The sequence below is a fragment of the Zoogloea sp. genome (genome assembly GCF_041911615.1).
Lineage (GTDB): Bacteria > Pseudomonadota > Gammaproteobacteria > Burkholderiales > Rhodocyclaceae > Zoogloea.
Genome location: NZ_JAYROR010000107.1, coordinates 1 through 19,869 on the forward strand (window position 1 = coordinate 1; position 19,869 = coordinate 19,869).

The 19,869-nt window shown below is 67.0% G+C and carries 18 protein-coding genes; 11 read left to right on the forward strand and 7 right to left on the reverse strand.

Annotated elements, in window-relative coordinates:
• The 7 genes from ACE3P2_RS13735 to pabB form a co-directional block, all read left to right on the forward strand.
• The coding region (locus ACE3P2_RS13735) for an integrase core domain-containing protein (protein WP_374265385.1) at positions 1–477 on the forward strand (477 nt) is incomplete at its 5' end.
• 265 nt (positions 478–742) lie between these two features.
• Positions 743–1,795 (forward strand): GTP 3',8-cyclase MoaA, encoded by a 1,053-nt coding sequence (moaA, locus tag ACE3P2_RS13740; RefSeq protein ID WP_374265488.1) that lies wholly within the window; start codon positions 743–745, stop codon positions 1,793–1,795.
• Position 1,796: 1 nt separating this feature from the next.
• The gene (mobA, locus tag ACE3P2_RS13745; RefSeq protein WP_374265387.1) at positions 1,797–2,405 is read left to right on the forward strand and encodes a molybdenum cofactor guanylyltransferase MobA; all 609 of its coding nucleotides are present in this window, start codon (positions 1,797–1,799) and stop codon (positions 2,403–2,405) included.
• A 5-nt stretch (positions 2,406–2,410) separates the two neighbouring features.
• Complete coding sequence (gene glp / locus ACE3P2_RS13750) at positions 2,411–3,673, forward strand: gephyrin-like molybdotransferase Glp (protein ID WP_374265490.1); 1,263 nt, start codon at positions 2,411–2,413, stop codon at positions 3,671–3,673.
• A gap of 136 nt (positions 3,674–3,809) precedes the next feature.
• Positions 3,810–4,724 (forward strand): hypothetical protein, encoded by a 915-nt coding sequence (locus ACE3P2_RS13755; RefSeq protein ID WP_374265389.1) that lies wholly within the window; start codon positions 3,810–3,812, stop codon positions 4,722–4,724.
• A gap of 17 nt (positions 4,725–4,741) precedes the next feature.
• Positions 4,742–5,911 (forward strand): polyphosphate kinase 2, encoded by a 1,170-nt coding sequence (ppk2, locus tag ACE3P2_RS13760; RefSeq protein ID WP_374265391.1) that lies wholly within the window; start codon positions 4,742–4,744, stop codon positions 5,909–5,911.
• Between the two features lie 66 nt (positions 5,912–5,977).
• Positions 5,978–7,798 carry an aminodeoxychorismate synthase component I gene (gene pabB / locus ACE3P2_RS13765; RefSeq protein ID WP_374265393.1) on the forward strand — a complete coding sequence of 607 codons (1,821 nt, stop codon included), beginning with the start codon at positions 5,978–5,980 and terminating at the stop codon, positions 7,796–7,798.
• A gap of 61 nt (positions 7,799–7,859) precedes the next feature.
• Here the strand turns inward: pabB and ACE3P2_RS13770 are convergent, their stop codons facing one another.
• Both ACE3P2_RS13770 and parA read right to left on the reverse strand, forming a co-directional pair.
• A complete protein-coding gene (locus tag ACE3P2_RS13770; RefSeq protein ID WP_374265395.1) occupies positions 7,860–8,591 on the reverse strand; it encodes a hypothetical protein in 732 nt (243 codons plus the stop codon).
• Positions 8,588–9,253: a ParA family partition ATPase gene (gene parA, locus ACE3P2_RS13775; RefSeq protein ID WP_374265397.1), complete on the reverse strand. Its 666-nt coding sequence runs from the start codon at positions 9,251–9,253 to the stop codon at positions 8,588–8,590. The genes ACE3P2_RS13770 and parA overlap by 4 nt, the downstream gene beginning before the upstream one ends.
• A gap of 137 nt (positions 9,254–9,390) precedes the next feature.
• On the opposite strand from parA, the gene ACE3P2_RS13780 reads away from it, so the two are divergent.
• Positions 9,391–9,909: an O-acetyl-ADP-ribose deacetylase gene (locus ACE3P2_RS13780; protein WP_374265399.1), complete on the forward strand. Its 519-nt coding sequence runs from the start codon at positions 9,391–9,393 to the stop codon at positions 9,907–9,909.
• On the opposite strand, the gene ACE3P2_RS13785 is transcribed toward ACE3P2_RS13780, so the two are convergent.
• The gene (locus ACE3P2_RS13785; protein ID WP_374265401.1) at positions 9,861–10,283 is read right to left on the reverse strand and encodes a hypothetical protein; all 423 of its coding nucleotides are present in this window, start codon (positions 10,281–10,283) and stop codon (positions 9,861–9,863) included. The genes ACE3P2_RS13780 and ACE3P2_RS13785 overlap by 49 nt on opposite strands.
• 190 nt (positions 10,284–10,473) lie before the next feature.
• On the opposite strand from ACE3P2_RS13785, the gene ACE3P2_RS13790 reads away from it, so the two are divergent.
• Positions 10,474–11,757, forward strand: coding sequence for an O-acetylhomoserine aminocarboxypropyltransferase/cysteine synthase family protein (locus ACE3P2_RS13790; RefSeq protein WP_374265403.1), 1,284 nt, complete (start codon positions 10,474–10,476; stop codon positions 11,755–11,757).
• 69 nt (positions 11,758–11,826) lie between these two features.
• Here the strand turns inward: ACE3P2_RS13790 and leuA are convergent, their stop codons facing one another.
• Together leuA and ACE3P2_RS13800 are read right to left on the reverse strand one after the other, a co-directional pair.
• A complete protein-coding gene (gene leuA, locus ACE3P2_RS13795) occupies positions 11,827–13,515 on the reverse strand; it encodes a 2-isopropylmalate synthase (RefSeq protein ID WP_374265405.1) in 1,689 nt (562 codons plus the stop codon).
• A 383-nt stretch (positions 13,516–13,898) separates the two neighbouring features.
• Positions 13,899–15,362, reverse strand: coding sequence for a hypothetical protein (locus ACE3P2_RS13800; protein WP_374265407.1), 1,464 nt, complete (start codon positions 15,360–15,362; stop codon positions 13,899–13,901).
• Between the two features lie 173 nt (positions 15,363–15,535).
• Here ACE3P2_RS13800 and ACE3P2_RS13805 point away from each other — a divergent pair, with 173 nt between their 5' ends.
• Both ACE3P2_RS13805 and ACE3P2_RS13810 read left to right on the forward strand, forming a co-directional pair.
• Positions 15,536–16,330 carry a thymidylate synthase gene (locus ACE3P2_RS13805; protein ID WP_374265493.1) on the forward strand — a complete coding sequence of 265 codons (795 nt, stop codon included), beginning with the start codon at positions 15,536–15,538 and terminating at the stop codon, positions 16,328–16,330.
• Positions 16,327–16,827 (forward strand): dihydrofolate reductase, encoded by a 501-nt coding sequence (locus tag ACE3P2_RS13810; protein WP_374265409.1) that lies wholly within the window; start codon positions 16,327–16,329, stop codon positions 16,825–16,827. The genes ACE3P2_RS13805 and ACE3P2_RS13810 overlap by 4 nt, the downstream gene beginning before the upstream one ends.
• 67 nt (positions 16,828–16,894) lie before the next feature.
• Here the strand turns inward: ACE3P2_RS13810 and ACE3P2_RS13815 are convergent, their stop codons facing one another.
• Both ACE3P2_RS13815 and dcd read right to left on the reverse strand, forming a co-directional pair.
• Complete coding sequence (locus tag ACE3P2_RS13815; protein ID WP_374265411.1) at positions 16,895–19,138, reverse strand: Orn/Lys/Arg decarboxylase N-terminal domain-containing protein; 2,244 nt, start codon at positions 19,136–19,138, stop codon at positions 16,895–16,897.
• A 113-nt stretch (positions 19,139–19,251) separates the two neighbouring features.
• A complete protein-coding gene (gene dcd / locus ACE3P2_RS13820; RefSeq protein WP_374265413.1) occupies positions 19,252–19,821 on the reverse strand; it encodes a dCTP deaminase in 570 nt (189 codons plus the stop codon).
• Between the last annotated feature and the right edge of the window lie 48 nt (positions 19,822–19,869).

Sequence of the window (19,869 nt, forward strand, 5' to 3'; positions counted from 1 at the left end):
GGAGGGTACGGTCGCGTCCGCTTCCACCATCGGTCGGTCCTGGAATTCTTGGCTGCCTGCCAGATTCATGACCTGATTGAGGCGGGACTCCTTTCGCAGTCTGCGGCCGCCCGTCTCGTGTTCGGGCTGACGCCCACGAACTGCACCGAGCTCGTTCTTGGCGCCCTCAACAGGGCCCTGGCCACGGGCAAGCCCGAGGGCGTGATTCATCACTCGGATCAGGGCAGCCAAGACGCCTACGACAACGCGATGGCCGAGAGCCTCTTTGCCAGCCTCGAGTGCGAACTGATCGATCGGCGCAGCGTCAAGACCAAGACCGAAGCACGTCTGGCAGTCTTTGCCTGGATCGAAGGCTGGTACAACCCGCGCCGCCGCCATTCGGCGCTGGGATACCGCTCAACGATGAACTTCGAGCAACGACACCGTGACAAGGAGAACGTCCAGAATACGACAATCGAGTGCGACCTGAGCGCTTGAGTTTCAAGCCACAACCTGTCCACGGGATGGGGACAACTTCAATCGTACGACGACTACGTTGGAAGACGAAATTCGGGGGGCTGCTCAGGCGACGGGGGCAAGCGCCGCCGCTTGCCCTTGCCCTGCCCAGCCTCCATAATTTTCTGGCGACGTCCGATCCTTGCCCCAGGACAAGGCAGCCGACGCGCGTTGGCGGTAAAACCCCCTTTGCCCGCCCCCCCTTGAGACGATGAACCAACGAGTCATTCCGATTGCCGACGAGCGGATGCTCCGGCAGCGCCCGAGCATCCCCGCCGATCTGCCCGCCCCGACCGGCCGCCTGGTGGACAGCCGTGGCCGGCCGGTCAAGGACTTGCGCATCTCCGTCACCGACCGCTGCAACTTCCGCTGCGTGTACTGCATGCCCAAGGCCGTGTTCGACAAGGACTACGCCTTCCTGCCGCGCGAATCGCTGCTCAGCTTCGAGGAGATCACCCGCCTCGCCCGCCTGTTCGCCGCCCACGGCGTCACCAAGATCCGCCTCACCGGCGGCGAGCCGCTCCTGCGCCGCAACCTCGAACGCCTGGTGGCCCAGCTCGCGGCGATCCCCGGCATGGAAGTGACGCTCACCACCAACGGCGTGCTGCTGCCCCGAAAGGCCGCCGCCCTCAAGGCCGCCGGGCTCGCCCGGGTTACGGTCAGCCTCGACTCGCTGGACGACGCCACCTTCCGCGCCATGAACGACATGGACGTGCCGGTCGCCGACGTGCTGGCGGGCATCGACGCCGCCACCGCCGCCGGGCTCGGGCCGATCAAGATCAACATGGTCGTCAAACGCGGCATGAACGACCACGAGATCGTGCCGCTGGCCCGCCACTTCCGCGGCAGCGGGCACATCCTGCGCTTCATCGAGTTCATGGACGTCGGCAGCTCCAACGGCTGGCGCCTGGACGACGTGGTGCCATCGGCCGAGGTCGTCCGGCGCATCGGCGCACATTTCCCGCTCGAACCCGTCGATCCCAACTACACCGGCGAAGTCGCCGAGCGCTGGCGCTACGCCGACGGCGGCGGCGAGATCGGCGTCATCTCGTCGGTCACCCAGGCCTTCTGCTCCACCTGCACCCGCGCCCGCCTGTCCACCGAAGGCCGCCTCTACACCTGCCTGTTCGCCCAGAGCGGCCACGACCTGCGCGCCCTGCTGCGCGAACCGCGCAGCGACGCCGAACTGTCGGCCGCCATCGGCGCTGTCTGGCAGGCGCGCGACGACCGCTACTCCGAGATCCGGACCGCCGCCACCGCCGGGCTGCGCAAGATCGAAATGTCCTACATCGGTGGCTGACGTGCAGATCCCCGCCACTCCCGAAAACATCACCGGCCTGGTCCTCGCCGGCGGCCGCGGCCAGCGCATGGGCGGCGTCGACAAAGGCCTCGCCCTGCTGGACGGCCGGCCGCTCGTCGAACACGTCCTGGACCGACTCCAGCCCCAGGTCGGACAGCTGATGATCAGCGCCAACCGCAACCCCGAGCACTACGCCCGCTACGCGCACCCCGTGGTTGGCGACCGCCTCGAAGGTTTCGCCGGCCCGCTGGCCGGGCTGGAGGCCGGACTCGCCACATGCGCCACGCCCTATCTCGCCAGCGCCCCCTGCGATTCGCCCTTCCTGCCGCCCGACCTCGTCGCCCGCCTCGCCGACGCGCTCACCGTCGGCCGCGCCAGCATCGCCGTGGCCCGCACCGGCGACCAGCTCCACCCGGTTTTCAGCCTGATCCGCTGCTACGCGCTGCCCGATCTTCAGGCCTTCACCCGGGCCGGCGGACGACGGATGGAAAGCTGGCTGCAGCGCCTCAAGTGGGTCGCCTGCCCCTTCGACGACGTCCCCGACGCCTTCGCCAACATCAACACGCCGGACGAGCTCCGCGCGCATCAAGCAGGAGCGCCCACCCGGTGACATCCCTGGCCCAGCAGTTCGGCGAGCGCGCCGGCTATGCCCCGAACGAACTCCCGGTCGACCTCGCCCGCCAGCTCATCCTCGACGCCATCACGCCGATCTGCGGCATCGAGCGCATCCCGCTGCGCGACGCCCTCGGGCGCATCCTCGCCCAGCCCGTCGTCTCGCCGATCGACGTGCCCGCCTACGACAACTCGGCCATGGACGGCTACGCCGTGCGCCACGCCGACCTGGCCACCGACCGCGACACCCCCCTGCGGATCGTCGGCACGGCCTTCGCCGGCCGCCCGGCGACCGCCACCGTGGGCCCCGGCGAAGCCGTGCGCATCATGACCGGCGCCCCGGTGCCGGCCGGCGCCGACACCATCGTCATGCAGGAAGCCGTGCGCGCCACGCCTGACCAGGTCAGCGTCCCGCCGGGCCAGCGCGCCGGCCAGAACCTGCGCCGCGCCGGCGAAGACCTGCGCGCCGGCCTGCCCGCCCTCGCCGCCGGCCGGCTGATCCGCCCCGCCGAACTGGGCCTCGTCGCCTCCCTCGGCATCGGCGAACTCGCCGTGCGCCGCCGCCTGCGGGTCGCCTTCTTTTCCACCGGCGACGAGATCGTCAGCATCGGCCAACCCACCGCGCCCGGCCAGATCTACGACAGCAACCGCTACACCCTGTTCGGCATGCTGCAGCGGCTCGGCTTCGACGTCATCGACATCGGCGTCGTCCGCGACGACCCGGACACCCTCGAGACCACCGTGCGCGAAGCCGCCGGCATTGCCGACGCGATCCTCACCAGCGGCGGCGTATCGGTCGGCGAGGCCGACTTCACCCGCGACGTCATGGCCCGCCTCGGCGACGTGCTGTTCTGGAAGCTCGCCATGAAACCCGGCCGCCCCTTCGCCTTCGGGCGCATCGGCGGACACGACGGCGCCTGGCTGTTCGGCTTGCCCGGCAACCCGGTCGCCACGATGATCGCCTTCTACCAGTTCGCCCGCCCGGCCCTGCTGCGCCTCGCCGGGGTCGATCCGGTCGCCCCGCCGCCGCTGCTCGACGCCCGCAGCAGCGGCGCCATCCGCAAGGCGCCCGGCCGCACCGAATTCCTGCGCGGCGTACTGTTCGAGGCCGACGGCCACTGGCAGGTGCGCAGCACCGGCGCCCAGGGCTCCGGCATCCTCAGCTCGATGGCCGACGCCAACTGCCTCATTGTCCTCAGCCCCGAGCGGGGCAACGTCCAGCCCGGCGACAGCGTGCCCGTGCAGATTCTCGACGGCCTCATCTGAGCGTCCGCCCGCCATCCCTTCCACGCAACACCCCTGCCCCTGGAAGGGTGAAATTATCGGGACTGCCTTCATCAAGCGGCCTTTTCTGGTGCAGAATTTCAAATTCCCGTAACCAGAAAGTAGACGCAAGCGGACAATGGACCACGACACCCCAGAAGGCACCCGGCAGATCATCGACGGCCGAGAGCGCGTCTACTATTCCGGCTACTGGGTCAAGACCTACACCGTCCCCGAAGACACCCTGCAGGCCAAGCGCAAGCTCATCGGCGCACTCACCCGCCGGCTGTTCAACCACGTCGAACACGGCCTCAACATTCCCGGCAGCCGCCTCAACGAAGCGCGCAAGAGCTACGAGGAAGAAGCCGACGTGGACCGCCGCCGCGTCAAGGGCGCCATGCTCGCCGGCGCCCTCTTCAACCGCGCCGCCGACATCTTCACCAAGCTCGTCGAGCTGCAGAGCGTCGGCATCGAGATCCAGTCCGACAACGCCCTGATGCGCGAATGCGGCCGATGTCTGCAGGAGGCGCTCGGTCTCGGGCGCCTCGTGCTGCACCGCTCCGGCGAGGAAGGCATCGACGAACTGTGGGGCGAGCCCTTCAAGGCCTTCTCGATCCCCCTCGAGGATTTCTACGAGAGCCGCTACGTCAAGATCGCCCTCACCCTGCGCGACATCGACCTGATCGCCGACGCGATGGTCGCCAACTTCGACGCGCTGCCCTGTTTCGCCGGCATCGCGCCCCACGTGCGCGCCTTCGCCCGGGCCGCCCACGTCAAGACCGAAACCCTGCGCACCGACCCGGACATCTTCGACATCTGGACCACCTTCGTCACCGCCGGCGAACGGCTCATCGCCCACTTCAACGACGCCGAGATGCCCGTCAACAGCGAAGACCAGCACCTCGTCACCGACGGCCGGCTGCTCATCCAGCAAGGCCGCGACCTCGTCAGCTACATCACCCGCGCGCGCACCCCGATGCCCAAGAGCACCGCCGAATACATCGAGCGATGCCGAAGCTACGCCAAGCGCTGCGCCGACCGGACAAACACCTAGAAGAAGGAAGCCACGTCATGACGACCCAAGATAACGACACGTCCAAACTCGAAGCACCCGCCGCCGCCAAGCCCGCCCGCGCCAGCACGCCGCGCCGCGCCGCCGCCGGCGATACCGCGCCCAAGCAGACCCCGGCCGACATCGAGAACTTCGTCGTGGACGAAGCCGTCGATGCCGCCCGCGACGCCAAGGCCAGCGCCGTCGCAGACATCGTCGCCACCCTCGCCAAGCACGACACCCACAGCATCGCCGAAACCCTGCAGGCCATCATGGCCGGCGCCTCCCCCGACGACGCCACCATCCTGCGCAAGGCCCTGCTCTCCGAAGACGAACCGGTCTACAAGAAGCTCCCCTCCCACCCGGACGACGAGCTCGCCGACGGCTGGCGCGAAGGCGCCTATCCGTACAAGAACCTGATGTCCCGCAAGGCCTACGAGAAGCAGAAATACCGCCTGCAGGTCGAACTGCTCAAGCTCCAGGCGTGGGTCAAGGACACCGGCCAGCGCGTCGTGATCCTCTTCGAAGGCCGCGACGCGGCCGGCAAGGGCGGCACCATCAAGCGCTTCATGGAACACCTCAACCCCCGCGGCGCCAAGGTGGTGGCCCTCGAGAAGCCCACCGAGACCGAACGCGGCCAGTGGTACTTCCAGCGCTACGTGCAGCACCTGCCCACCGCCGGCGAGATCGCGCTGTTCGACCGCTCCTGGTACAACCGCGCCGGCGTCGAACGCGTGATGGGCTTCTGCAGCCCCGACGAATACCTCGAGTTCATGCGCCAGACGCCCGAATTCGAGCGCCACCTGGTGCGCAGCGGCGTGCATATCGTCAAGTTCTGGTTCTCGGTCAGCCGCGACGAGCAACGCCGCCGCTTCAAGGAGCGCGAGGCCCATCCGCTCAAGCAGTGGAAGCTCAGCCCCATCGACCTGGCCTCCCTCGACAAGTGGGACGACTACACCAAGGCCAAGGAAGCGATGTTCTTCCACACCGACACCGCCGACGCCCCGTGGACGGTCATCAAGTCCGACTGCAAGAAGCGCGCACGCCTCAACGCCATGCGCTACATCCTGCACAAGCTCCCCTACGCCAACAAGGACATCGAGCACATCGGCGCCCTTGACCCGCTCCTCGTCGGCCGCGCCCACGTGGTCTACGAACGCGGCGAGCACTCCGGCAGCCCGCTGCTCTAAGTCCGCCCCACGCTGCCCGGCGCCGTCGACAGGCGCCGGGCGCGGCGAGCGGGTACACTCCGCCGCGTGTCCGCCAAGCCCCCGATCCCGGCCCCTCCGGCCGAAGCCGAAACCTTCGCCCTCTTCGACGACAGCCTCGCCGACCCACCCGGCGCGTGGCTGCTCACCGGCCTGCGCGAAACCGTCGTCTGCCACACCCCCGCCGACTGGGCCGAGACCCTGCATCGTCTCGACGCCGCCGCCCGTGCAGGCGCCTGGGTCGCCCTCGCCGCCGCCTACGAACTCGGCTACGCCATCGAGCCACGCCTGCGGCCGCTGATGCCCGCCGATCACGGCGCCCTCGTTACCGGTTGGGTCTTCGCGCACGCCACCTGGCTCGCGGAGGCCGACTGCGACGGCTGGCTCGCCGAACGCGCCGGCGACGCTCCCGGCGGGCTGGGCGCACTCACGGCAGGCATCGACGCCGGCGACTATTTCGGCAAGATCGATCGAATCCGCCAATACATTGCCGACGGCGACTGCTACCAGGTGAACTTCACCTTTCCGCTCCACGGCCGACATTACGGCAGCGCCGCCGCCCTCTACCGCGCCCTGCGCGCCGCCCAGCCGGTGCGCTACGGCGCCTTCATCGCCCACGCCGGCGGCGCGATCCTGTCGCGCTCACCCGAACTCTTCCTCGAACGCCACGGCCGCAGCCTCGCCAGCCGACCGATGAAGGGCACCGCCCCCCGCGACAGCGACCCCGCCGCACTCGCCGCCTCCGCGAAGGACCGCGCTGAGAACGTCATGATCGTCGACCTCATCCGCAACGACATGGGCCGCCTCGCGCCGCCCGGCGGCGTTCGGGTCGAAGACCTGTGCCGCGTCGAAGCCTATCCCACCGTCTGGCAGATGACCTCCCGAATCGTCGCCGAACCGGTGGACGCCGACCTCGCCACGATCTTCGCCGCGCTGTTCCCCTGCGGCTCGATCACCGGCGCGCCCAAGATCCGCGCCATGGAGATCATCCGCGCGCTCGAGACACGATCCCGCGGCCTTTACTGCGGCGCCCTCGGCTGGCTGCGCCCCGGCGGCGACTTCCGCCTCAGCGTGCCGATCCGCACCCTTCTCGTCGAAGCCGACGGCCGCGTGCGCCTCGACGTGGGCAGCGGCATCGTGCATGACTCCCGCCCCGCGCCCGAATGGGCCGAATGCCACCTCAAGGCGCGCTTCGTCAGTGCCCTGCCCAAGGGCCTGCGCCTCATCGAAACCCTGCGCTTCGAACCCGGCGTCGGCTACCCCTTCCTAGCCGAACACCTCGAACGCCTCGGCAACTCCGCCCGCGCGCTGGGCTTCGCGTTCGACGCCGACGCCTTCCGGCGCTGCCTCGCCACCGTCACCAGCACCACGCCGCAACGCGTGCGCGTCACCCTCGGCGCACCAGGCGATCTGCAGATCGAGCACGCCGACCTCGCCCCCGGCGCACCGGGCGCCGCCCCGACCGTCGTGCTGTCGCCCCACGCCACGACCAGCGACGACCCCCTGCTGCACCACAAAACCACCGCCCGCGCCCTGTACGACCGCGAACTTGCCCGCGTAATGGCCGCTGGTCACTTCGACGCGCTGTTCATCAACGAACGCGGCGAACTCACCGAAGGCGCCCGCAGCAACCTCTTCGTCGAACGGGACGGCACCTTGCTCACCCCGCCCACCGCCGCAGGCCTGCTCGACGGCGTGCTGCGCCGCCGCCTGCTGCGCGAAGGCCGCGCCCGCGAGGCGACGCTTCGCCCGGTCGATCTCGCCACCGCCGACGCGCTGTACGTGGGCAACGGCCTGCGCGGACTGATCCGCGTCCACCTCGTCCACTTCGACGACCCGCGCCACTCAAAACAAAAACAGCAACAATAGCCAGGCCATTGTTGCTGTTTTTATACAAATCACCCACCGGCCCGGTGCGTGACCCGGACGCTTACTTCGCGCTCTTACCCTTCGGCACCACCACCAGGCCTTCCACCAGCGCCTTGGCGCTGGCCGACGACTCCTTCAGCAGCAACTGCACGCCGGCCCGCAGCAGCTCCGACTTGGTGCAGATGCGCCCGGCCTTGGCCAGCGTCTCGCGCAGGGCCTTGAGCTGCGCGTGCTCGCTCTTGGGCATCGAGAACGAATCGCGCACCACCTTCTCGCGCACCACCTTGGCGGCTTTCTCGGCCTTCGCCTTTGCGGGTTTGGCCGGCTTGGCAAGCTTCTCGACCTTGACCGGCTTGGGCTGCTTGGCCGTTTTTTCCGTCTTCTTCGCGACGACCGGCGCGGTCGCCGTGGCGGCCTCGGCAAGCTCCGGCGCAGGCGCGTCGGCCGCCGGCTTGGCTGGCGCCTTCACCGCGGGCTTGCGCGCCTTGACGGGCGCCTTCGGGGCGGGCTTGTCCTGCTTAGCCACCGCGGGCTTCGCAACCGCGCGGGCCGGCTTGGTCTTCACGACCTCGGCCTTGGCGGGCACCTCGACGACCAGCGTCGCATCCACGGCGACCGGCGTCTCGACCGCCACCGGCGCCGCGACAAGCTCGGCAGCCGGAGCGACCGTCACGGGCGCGGGCTCGGCGGCCGCCCCAGCACCCTCGGCGCCCGGCTCGGGCAGGCGCGCCGCCAGCGACGCGTTTTCTTTCTCCAGCGTCGAGCGCAGAGCCGACCGGGTCTTGCTGTTCATGCTTTCTCTCCTATCAGTTTCAGAACTTCGGCAACCAGTTTGTCCACTTCGCGTGCCGCTTCGGCGCCGGTTCGGCCCAGTTGATACACCGTGCCACCGATCACCGCGCTCTGCGCGAAGGCATTACGCTGGGAGAGCGATGCGCCGAGGACGGGTAGCGTGAAATCACGCATCACCTCCAGCACATCCCAGGCCAGGTTGGTGCGAAGCACCCGGTTCGGCACCAACGCCGCCTTCAAGCCCTTGCGGCTCGCCTGCACCTGCAGGATCAGGCGCTCCACGCCCTTGGTCGACCACAGGTCGGCGGGGCTCGGCACCACCGGCACCAGCGCCAGATCGGCCGCCTGCAGGGCAGCGAGGGTCGCCGGATGCTCGATGGACGGCGGGCAGTCGAGCAGCACCACGCCCACCTCCCGCCCCAGCGCCTTGACGGCCTGGGGCAACACCGCCGGATCGCCGTCGAGCGGTCGCACCGGCGCCGGGAAGGGCGCATCCGGCGAGGCGGAATGTGCCCATCGCAACGCGGTCTCCTGAGGATCAAGATCGATGATCGCCACCCCCTTGCCACGTCGCGCGAGCCCGCCCGCCAGTTGCATCGTGAGTGTCGACTTGCCCGCTCCGCCCTTCTGGGACAGGACGGTGACCACCTTCGGCTTTGCCACTTCGCCCCCTATTGCGTAATACCGTATTATTTTCAACCCAAACCACGCCGCACTGCAAGCACGACGACATCCCCGGCGGCGGCGCAACGGCGCACAATCGCCAGTCTGCGACAAAACCGGCCCGCTGGGAGCACGAGATGAGCGATACGCGGATACGCGTCTGGCAAGGGGACATCACGACGCTGGCGATCGACGCCATCGTGAATGCGGCCAACGCCAGCCTGCAGGGCGGCGGTGGCGTGGACGGGGCGATCCACCGGGCGGCGGGACCCGAACTGACCGCATTCTGTGCCGGCCTCGGTGGCTGCCCGACGGGGGAAGCACGGATCACACCCGGCTTCCGGCTACCCGCGCGCTACGTGATTCACACCGTGGGTCCGGTGTGGCGCGGTGGCGCGCACGGCGAGCCGGAAGCGCTCGCGGCATGTTATCTGAACAGTCTGCGTCTGGCGGCCGAACATGGCGTGCGGACGATCGCCTTCCCCGCGATCAGCTGCGGCGTATATGGCTACCCCATCGAGGCGGCGGCCCGGATCGCGGTGGCGAACTGCCGGGCGGCGCTGGCGTCTCCCGGCGCACCCGACGAAATCCTGCTGGTCGCCTTCGATCAGCCCATGAATTCGGTGCTGAACGTGATCCTGCGCGGCGGCGACTGAATGACGATCCGCCGCGGCCCCTCGCCGGTGCGCGCCGTCCGGCCACGACGCCCGTCGCAGGCACGCAGCCCCGCGGCGCCCAGGCGCATGCACTGCACGCCGCCGCAGCCGCAGTCTGCCGGCAGCTCGGCGGGCTCGCCCTCTTCCATGTGATCGATGCGCAGCAGATCGAGAAAGCGCGACGCCGAATCGCGGCATCCGAAAACCGTCAGCCGACCATCGTTGGCGCACAGCCAGCGCTCGTCCACGGTGATGCCCACGCAGCCCTCGCCACCGCCGCTGAGGGCATGTACCCTCACCCGGGTCTGGCCGAGTCGCCACAGTGGTGCCACGGCGAGTTCGAGCCAGGTCGCGTTGCGTCCTTGCAGTTCCATGTGTCCCCTCCTTTTTATGGTGTTCCGCTGACGCTTGCCACAGATCAGGACGAACGACGCGAAACTTTCAGTATTATCCTAATTTAGTTCATTTTTCGGCATTCGGCAGTTCCCGGACGACGCACCGGGAAAACCCGGATGCATGACGCCCGGAACCGCCCGGCCCGCATTCAACCCGGAGAAAAACACAATGAAACTCGAAACCCTCGCCGTGCACGGTGGCTACAGCCCGGACCCGACCACCAAAGCGGTGGCCGTGCCGATCTACCAGACCACCTCCTACGCCTTCGACGACACCCAGCACGGCGCCGATCTTTTCGACCTGAAAGTGGCCGGCAACATCTACACCCGCATCATGAACCCCACCCAGGCGGTGCTCGAGGCTCGCGTGGCGGCGATGGAAGGCGGCATCGCCGGGCTGGCCGTGGCCTCCGGCATGGCGGCGATCACCTACGCCATCCAGACCATCGCCGAAGCCGGCGACAACATCATCTCGGCCTCCACGCTGTACGGCGGCACCTACAACCTGTTCGCCCACACCCTGCCGCAGCTCGGCATTCAGGTGCGCTTCGCCGACTACCGCGACCCGGACGCGTTCGCCCCGCTCATCGACGCCCGCACCAAGGCGATCTACTGCGAATCGGTCGGCAACCCGCTCGGCAACGTCACCGACTTCGAGGCGCTGGCCGCCATCGCCCACGCCCACGGCATTCCGCTGATCGTCGACAACACCGTGCCCTCGCCCTACCTGTGCCGCCCGATCGAGCACGGCGCGGACATCGTCGTCCATTCGCTGACCAAGTACCTCGGGGGCCACGGCACCACGCTGGGCGGCATCATCGTCGACAGCGGCAAGTTCCCGTGGGCCGAAAACAAGGCGCGCTTCCCGCGCCTGAACGAACCGGACGTCTCCTACCACGGCGTCGTCTACACCGAAGCCCTGGGCCCGGCGGCCTTCATCGGCCGTGCCCGCGTGGTGCCGCTGCGTGGCATGGGCGCGGCGATCAGCCCGTTCAATGCTTTCATGATCCTGCAGGGCATCGAGACGCTGGCGCTACGCATGGACCGGATCTGCGAAAACACCACCAAGGTCGCTGCCTTCCTGCAGGCACACCCGAAGGCCGCGTGGGTGAATTACGCCGGCCTCGCCGATCACCCCGACCACGGCCTGGTCCAGAAATACATGGGCGGCCGCGCATCCGGCATTGTCAACTTCGGCGTGAAGAGCCCGGACGGCGACGGCAAGGCCGCCGGCGCGCGCTTCCAGGACGCCCTCAAGCTCGTCACCCGACTTGTGAACATCGGCGACTGCAAGAGCCTCGCCTGCCACCCGGCGTCCACCACCCACCGCCAGCTGTCCGAGGACGAACTCGCCAAGGCTGGCGTGTCGGCCGACATGGTGCGTCTGTCGATCGGCATCGAGCACATCGACGACATCCTGGCCGACCTGGATCAGGCGCTCGCTGCCGTCTGACCCGGCACGCACCGAGGACGCAAAAAGGGCCGGGAATTCCCGGCCCTTTTCTTACGCCAGGACGTCGCCTCAGGCGGTGCAGTCCGCCTGCGCACCGTCCGTGACGGGCGCCCTCGCCACCGCACGGTTGGCCGCGCTGATGATCGCGCGCACCGACGCCGTCACGGTGTTGCGATGCATGCCGGCGCCGAAGCAGCTACCGGCCACGCCCTCCATCGCCACCTCGACGACGCACACCGCCGCCGCATCCGCGCCTTCGCCCATCGAACGCTCCTCGAAGCTTTGCACGCGGATCGGCACGCCGATGGCCGCCACCGCCGCTTCCACCGGGCCATTGCCTTCGCCGACGAACTCCACCGCGCGGCCATTCACCTCAGCCTCAATGCGGATGCCCTGACGGCTGCCGGCCTCGAAGAGATGGTGCGCCACGTAGCGGATCGGCGCATCGGCCTCGAGGTATTCGCGGCCGAAGAGCGTCCACAACTGGTGGGCATCCACTTCCTGGCCCGACGCGTCGGTGAGGCGCTGCACGGCGGCGCTGAACTCCACCTGCATCCGCCGCGGCATCACGAGGCCATAGTTGGCCTGGAGCAAGTGCGCCACGCCGCCCTTGCCGGACTGGCTGTTCACGCGGATCACCGAATCGTAGGTGCGTCCTACGTCGAGCGGGTCGATGGGCATGTACGGCACGGTCCACTTGTCGCCCGGCCGCTGCACCTCGAAGCCCTTCTTGATCGCGTCCTGATGTGAGCCGGAGAACGCGGTGAACACGAGATCGCCCACGTAGGGGTGGCGCGGGTGGATCGGCATCTGGGTGCATTCCTCGGCCACGCGGGCGATGTCGTTGATATCCGAGAAATCGAGGCCCGGATGGATGCCCTGGGTGTACATGTTGAGGGCGAGGGTCACGAGATCGACGTTGCCGGTGCGCTCGCCGTTGCCGAAGAGGCAGCCCTCGACCCGATCGGCGCCGGCAAGCTGGGCGAGTTCGGCGGCCGCCACCGCGGTGCCACGGTCGTTGTGCGGGTGCACACTGAGGATGATCTGCTCGCGGCGGGCAAGATTGCGGTGCATCCACTCGATCTGGTCGGCGTAAAAATTCGGCGAGCCCACCTCGACGGTGGAGGGAAGGTTGATGATCACCTTCTCGCCCGGCTTCGGATTCCAGGCCTCGACCACCGCATCGCACACCTCCTTGGCAAAGTCGAGTTCGGTTGCGGTGAAGGTTTCCGGGCTGTACTCGAGGACGAACTCCGTCTCCGGCTGCTCGGCCGCGAGCTGCCGGACGAGGGTCACGCTCTCGACGGCGAGCGCCTTGACTTCATCCTTGCTCATGCCGAACACCGTCTCGCGGAACACCGGCGAGGTGGCGTTGTAAATGTGGACGATGGCACGACGGGCTCCGTGAAGCGATTCCATCGTACGACGGATGAGGTGCTCGCGGGCCTGGCTGAGCACTTCGATGGTCACGTCGTCGGGAATCTCGCCCTGCTCGATGAGCTGGCGGACGAAATCGAAATCGGTCTGGGAGGCGGAGGGAAAAGCGACTTCGATTTCCTTGAAGCCGATCGCCACGAGTTTGCGGAACATCTGCAACTTGCGGGCGGCATTCATCGGTTCGAAGAGGGCCTGATTGCCGTCGCGGAGATCGGTACTCATCCAGATCGGCGGATGGGTGATCGTGCGGCTGGGCCACTGGCGGTCGGCGAGGGCGACCGGGGGAAAGGCGGAATACTTGGTTTGCGGGTTCTTCAACATGATCGGTTCCTTTGTTTTCGTCGGATGCGGTTCGGGTGTTGGGATGCGGACGCAGGGCTGCCAGACTGCCGCGGGCTCGAGGCCTGGCAACCGGGGCGCAGTCGTAGGGGCAGCAGGGAAAGATTCGGCGAGGTCATGGTGAAACTCCGTTCAAAACGCGCACGAAGACGCAATTCGCCTGGAATGGGCGACGGGGTACGACAACAGGAAGGGGAAGAAAAGATGTGCCCGTTAGGGCAGCAGCAGACCCAGCCCGGAGAGGGCCAGAAGAGAGAGGAGATTGGTCTGGTGCTGGGAGGTCATTGGATCGAAACTTATCAGCTGGATGGGCCGACGTCAAACATATGAAATCGATAAATTAGATAGTAAAAAACTATTCAGCCTTAGACGACCGCACAGCCCACCACCTGATAGCCCGGCCCGCTGACCAGCACCTTGCCGGGCAGCAGCTTGATCGTACGCCCCGCCAGCTTGGCAAAAACCGGCCGCGGCGAGCGCATCGCCCCCGGTTCGCAGGCAATTCGCACCTCGCGGCCGCGCACCACCGGATCGCACAGGATGCCGTTCCAGCTGCGCGCGCCGTCGTCCAGGACCACCGGCTGCGGCTCGCTGGAAAGGGTCTGCAGACCGACGGAGGCACCTCCCTCGTCCGCCGAGCGGACGCGCCGTACCAACGCCAGCACCCAGCGCCCGGTTTCGCCCACATGGGCGCCGACCAGTGCGCCGACACGGCAGATGTCTGGATCGAAGGAGCCCGACACCACACCGAAACCGTTGCGGCTGGCGTCACGAAGGGTCCAGGCGGCGGCCGGCCGTAGCTGTGCCTCGCCGGATAGCTGGGAACGGATGAAGCCAAGGCCGGTGGCCAGCGCCAGCGCGCCGCGCACCACATGGCGACGGTACTGCCGCATCGGCGGCACCGGCCCCCATTGGCGCGAAAGGTGGCGGATCGCACCGCTGACCGAGGGCACGCCGATCCCGGCGAAAACCGGCCCAAGCCCGCCATCGGCGAGCGTCTGGCGAAGTTCACCGAGCATCGGCACCGCATCGGCGGGTCGGAAATAGCGGGTCGACGAGGGAACCCGCTCGGGCACCGCCAGGCAGCGCTGCGGCGCGGCGCGGCTGTCGAGATCGAGGGAAAACTGGCTACCGCCGCGAGGCTCGTCAGACAGGCACAGGCTGTGCTGCAGATAGCGCACCAGCTTGTCGGTGGCCTCGATGCGGTCGGGCGAAAGCTGGTCGAGACTGGCGCACTGCATCGCCACCAGCCGGATGAACTCGCGGCTCACTGTCGAGCGCGTCTCGCGCCCCTCGCGCACATTGACCGGGGTGTTGAGCCCACCGCCATCCTGGGCCGCACGGTATGCCGAGATCGCACGCTGCCAGACGTCGGGCGAGAGCTCCTGGTAATCGAAGGCCACCCATTTCATCTCGCCGGCGGCCGCCCGCACGGCGCGCAGCAGCATCTCGACCCGCAGCGGATCGCCCTGCGCGATGGCCAGATCGGACCCGAGCCCGCCCAGCACCAGATCGTAGGCGCGGCCGAGACTGGCGTAGAAATCCCGTCCCAACGCCTTGTAGCGCACGCTGCGGGAACCGAAAACGTTGGAAAGATAAAGCCCGGACGCCTGACGCAACTGCGGCTGCGCGGCTTCGTCGAGGGTGGCAACGAGACGTGCCAGCTGCGGCAGCGGCACTTCGCCCTCGAAGTGGAAGGAGTCGAGCCAACGGATCAGTTCGACGATGGCGGTCGGCGCCGCATTGGTGGCGATGTCGGTCAGAATCCGACCCAGCGTCTCCGGCTGCGTGAGCGGATGCGGGTTATTGAGGACCGAGCCTGCTGCCATTTTCCGCGCCTTTACCGACGGTTGAACCGAAACATTCTTTGACGGATTTCGATGTTAGCACAAAGGTCTTTTCGGCACCCCGGTGCGCGGGCATCGCGGTTCGTCCCGATACCGAGCCGGCGGCGACACGGGTAAACTGCCAACCTTTCTTTCGACCCGTATTGCCCTCCTCCATGCGCCAGTACCTCGAACTCATGCGCCACGTGGCGGAACGCGGCCACCGCAAGATGGACCGCACCGGCACCGGCACGCTCTCGGTCTTTGGCTGGCAGATGCGCTTCGATCTTTCCGAAGGCTTTCCGCTACTCACCACCAAGAAGCTCCACACTCGTTCGATCATCCACGAATTGCTGTGGTTCCTGCGCGGCGACACCAACATCAAGTACCTGAAGGACAACGGGGTCTCGATCTGGGACGAGTGGGCCGACGCATCGGGCGAACTCGGCCCGGTCTACGGCAAGCAATGGCGCCGCTGGGAAGCGCCCGACGGACGCAGCATCGACCAGATCAGCCAGCTCATCGAGGCGCTCAAGAAGAACCCGGATTCGCGCCGGCACATCGTGTCGGCGTGGAACCCGTCCGAGGTGGACCGCATGGCCCTGCCGCCGTGCCACGCCCTGTTCCAGTTCTACGTGGCCGACGGCAAGCTGAGCTGCCAGCTCTACCAACGTAGCGCCGACATCTTCCTGGGCGTGCCGTTCAACATCGCCAGCTACGCGCTCTTCACGATGATGGTGGCTCAGGTCTGCGGTTACGAGCCCGGCGATTTCGTCTGGACCGGCGGCGACTGCCACCTCTACCTCAATCACCTGGACCAGACCCGGCTGCAGCTATCCCGCGAGCCCCGCGCCCTGCCGACAATGCGCATCAACCCGGACGTGAAGGACATCTTCGCGTTCAGGATCGAGGACTTCACCCTCGAGGGCTACAACCCGCATCCGCACATTTCGGCACCGGTGGCCGTATGAACCCGCCGATCCTCGCCCTGATCGCCGCGGTGGCGCGCAATCGCGTCATCGGCATCGACAATCGCCTGCCCTGGCATCTGCCGGAGGACATGAAGTTCTTTCGCGAGACCACTCGCGGCAAGCCGGTCATCATGGGGCGCAAGACCTGGGAATCACTCCCCGACGCGTTCCGGCCGCTGCCCGGGCGGCACAACATCGTGGTAAGCCGCAACCCGCAGTTCCACGCCCCGGGCGCCACGGTGACCGGCGGCCTGTCCGAAGCCCTCACCGCGACGGGCGATGCGGCGCTTGCCTTCCTGATCGGCGGGGCCGCCCTGTACCTTGAGGCGCTGCCCCGGGCCGACCGGCTGGTGCTCACCGAGATCGACCGGGATTTCGCCGGCGACGCACACTTTCCGGCCATCGACCCCAACGCGTGGGAGGAAGTCTCGCGGGAATCCCACGTGGCGGAATCTGGGCTGCCCTTCGCCTTCGTCACCTACGCGCGCCGACGCTGAGCGATTGGCTCCCGCAAACAAAAACGCCGCGTCGTCCGCGGCGTTTTTGTTTCGGCGACGCGGGCGCTCAGTCGCGCACGCAATCGACGAAGTAGTGGATGCGCCCGTCGCGCACTTCCTTGACCAGGCCGTGCACGTCGGTGTCGAAACCGGGGAAACGCTCGTTGAACTCGCGGGCAAAGTGCAGGTATTGCACCACCGTCTTGTTGAAGCGCTCGCCCGGAATCAGCAGCGGGATGCCCGGCGGGTAAGGTGTGAGGAGCACGCTGGTGACACGGCCTTCCAGCTCGTCGATCGACACGCGCTCGATCTCGCGGTGGGCCATCTTCGCGAAGGCGTCGGCGGGTTTCATGGCCGGCACCATATCCGAGAGGTACATCTCGGTGGTCAGGCGTGCGACGTCCTTGGCGCGATAAACGGCGTGGATGTCGCGACACAGGTCGCGCAGGCCGACGCGCTCGTAGCGCGGATTCTTCTGGACGAACTCGGGCAGCACCTTCCAGAGCGGCTGGTTCTTGTCGTAGTCGTCCTTGAACTGCTGCAGCTCGGTCACCATGCTGTTCCAGCGGCCCTTGGTGATGCCGATGGTGAACATGATGAAGAAGGAATACAGGCCGCACTTCTCGACGATCACGCCGTGCTCGGCCAGATACTTGGTGACGATGGCCGCCGGAATGCCGCGCTCGGCGAACTCGCCGTCCACATCGAGGCCCGGGGTGATGATCGTGGCCTTGATCGGGTCGAGCATGTTGAAGCCTTCGGCCAGCCTGCCGAACCCGTGCCAGCGCTCGCCGGGCTTGAGCATCCAGGCGTCGCGCTCCTCGATGCCTTCCTCGGACAGGTCGTCCGGCCCCCACACCTTGAACCACCAGTCGGCGCCCCATTCCTCGTCCACCTTGCGCATGGCACGGCGGAAGTCGAGGGCTTCGGCGATGGACTCTTCGACCAGCGCGGTGCCGCCCGGCTCTTCCATCATCGCGGCCGCCACGTCGCAGGACGCGATGATCGCGTATTGCGGGCTGGTGGAAGTGTGCATGAGGTAGGCCTCGTTGAACACGTCGCGGTCGAGATGGCTGTTCTCGGCGTCCTGAACGAGGATCTGCGAGGCCTGGGAGAGGCCCGCCAGCAGCTTGTGGGTGGATTGGGTGGCGAAGACCATCGACTCCTGACAACGGGGACGGTCGGCGCCAATGGCGTGGTAGTCGCCGTAGAAGTCGTGGAAGGCGGCGTGGGGCAGCCAGGCTTCATCGAAGTGCAGGGTGTCGATCTTGCCGTCCAGCTCTTCCTTGATCGCCTCGACGTTGTACAGCACGCCGTCGTAGGTGGACTGGGTGATCGTCAACACCCGCGGCTTGGCGGACTTGTCGGTGATGAAGGGGTTGGCGTCGATCTTCTTCTGAATGTTTTCCCAGGCGAACTCGCTCTTCGGGATCGGGCCGATGATGCCGTAGTTGTTACGGGTCGGCATCAGGAACACCGGCACCGCGCCGGTCATGATGATCGAGTGGAGCACCGACTTGTGGCAGTTGCGGTCCACAACCACGATGTCGCCCGGCGCAACCGTCGAGTGCCACACGATCTTGTTGGACGTGGACGTGCCGTTGGTGACGAAGTACAGGTGGTCGCAGTTGAAGATGCGCGCGGCGTTGCGCTCGGACGCGGCCACCGGGCCGGTGTGGTCGAGCAGTTGGCCGAGTTCTTCGACGGCATTGCACACGTCGGCGCGCAGCATGTTCTCACCGAAGAACTGGTGGAACATTTGACCCACCGGGCTCTTCAGGAAGGCGACGCCGCCGGAGTGGCCGGGACAGTGCCAGGAATACGAGCCGTCGGAAGCGTAATGGGTGAGCGCGCGGAAGAACGGCGGCGGCAGGGATTCGAGGTAGGCCTTGGCCTCGCGCACCACATTGCGGGCGATGAATTCGGGCGTGTCCTCGAACATGTGGATGAAGCCGTGGAGTTCGCGCAGGACATCGTTGGGGATGTGACGCGAGGTGCGCGTCTCGCCGTACAGGAAGATCGGGATGTCGGCGTTGCGCATCCGGATCTCGCTCACGAAGGCGCGCAGGTCGGCAATCGCCTTCTCTGCAGCCTCGGGCGACGAGAATTCCTCGTCGTCGATCGACAGGATGAAGGTGGAGGCGCGGCTCTGCTGCTGCGCGAAGGACGACAGGTCGCCGTAGCTGGTCACGCCCAGCACGTTGAGGCCTTCCTTCTCGATGGCTTCCGCCAGGGCACGGATGCCCAGCCCGGACGTGTTTTCCGAACGGAAGTCCTCGTCGATGACGATGACCGGAAAATTGAAGCGCATACTCGACTCCTCGATGCCCGATTTGAGTGGGGGCGGATCAATAAAAAGCTTTGGGCGGACCTGCGTGCCTGCGCATGATCCGCCCGATGTTCAGAGTGTAGCTGACAAGTATTTCAGATTTTCGGCAGGGTGACGCCGGTCTGACCCAGATATTTACCGCCGCGATCTTTGTAGGACGTGTCGCAGATTTCGTCGGATTCGAAGAACAGCATCTGGGCCACGCCTTCGTTGGCGTAAATCTTGGCGGGCAGCGGCGTGGTGTTGGAGAACTCCAGCGTCACGTGGCCTTCCCACTCGGGTTCGAGCGGCGTCACATTGACGATGATGCCGCAGCGCGCGTAGGTGGATTTGCCGAGACAGACGGTGAGCACGCTGCGCGGGATGCGGAAGTACTCGACGGTCCGGGCCAGGGCGAACGAGTTGGGCGGAATGATGCACACGTCACCGGTGAAATCCACGAAGTTGCGCTCGTCGAAGTTCTTCGGATCGACAATGGTCGAGTTGATGTTCGTGAAGATCTTGAATTCGTTGGCGACGCGCACGTCGTAGCCGTAGCTCGAGGTGCCGTAAGAAACGATCTTGCCGCCTTCGTTCTGGCGCACCAGCTCGGGGGCGAAGGGCTCGATCATCCTGGCGTCGCCTTCCGCCATGCGGCGAATCCACTTGTCCGATTTGATGCTCACGCTGGCAATCCCTGCACGAAAAACGCGCATTCTACATGCACGCGCGCC

Bases quoted from the DNA above. Each gene is read 5' to 3' on its own strand.
- moaA (WP_374265488.1), top strand. From the start codon at position 743: ATGCTCCGGCAGCGCCCGAGCATCCCCGCCGATCTGCCCGCCCCGACC.
- ACE3P2_RS13755 (WP_374265389.1), top strand. From the start codon at position 3,810: ATGGACCACGACACCCCAGAAGGCACCCGGCAGATCATCGACGGCCGA.
- ppk2 (WP_374265391.1), top strand. From the start codon at position 4,742: ATGACGACCCAAGATAACGACACGTCCAAACTCGAAGCACCCGCCGCC.
- ACE3P2_RS13770 (WP_374265395.1), bottom strand. From the start codon at position 8,591: ATGAACAGCAAGACCCGGTCGGCTCTGCGCTCGACGCTGGAGAAAGAA.
- ACE3P2_RS13780 (WP_374265399.1), top strand. From the start codon at position 9,391: ATGAGCGATACGCGGATACGCGTCTGGCAAGGGGACATCACGACGCTG.
- ACE3P2_RS13785 (WP_374265401.1), bottom strand. From the start codon at position 10,283: ATGGAACTGCAAGGACGCAACGCGACCTGGCTCGAACTCGCCGTGGCA.
- ACE3P2_RS13790 (WP_374265403.1), top strand. From the start codon at position 10,474: ATGAAACTCGAAACCCTCGCCGTGCACGGTGGCTACAGCCCGGACCCG.
- leuA (WP_374265405.1), bottom strand. From the start codon at position 13,515: ATGTTGAAGAACCCGCAAACCAAGTATTCCGCCTTTCCCCCGGTCGCC.
- ACE3P2_RS13800 (WP_374265407.1), bottom strand. From the start codon at position 15,362: ATGGCAGCAGGCTCGGTCCTCAATAACCCGCATCCGCTCACGCAGCCG.
- ACE3P2_RS13805 (WP_374265493.1), top strand. From the start codon at position 15,536: ATGCGCCAGTACCTCGAACTCATGCGCCACGTGGCGGAACGCGGCCAC.
- ACE3P2_RS13810 (WP_374265409.1), top strand. From the start codon at position 16,327: ATGAACCCGCCGATCCTCGCCCTGATCGCCGCGGTGGCGCGCAATCGC.
- ACE3P2_RS13815 (WP_374265411.1), bottom strand. From the start codon at position 19,138: ATGCGCTTCAATTTTCCGGTCATCGTCATCGACGAGGACTTCCGTTCG.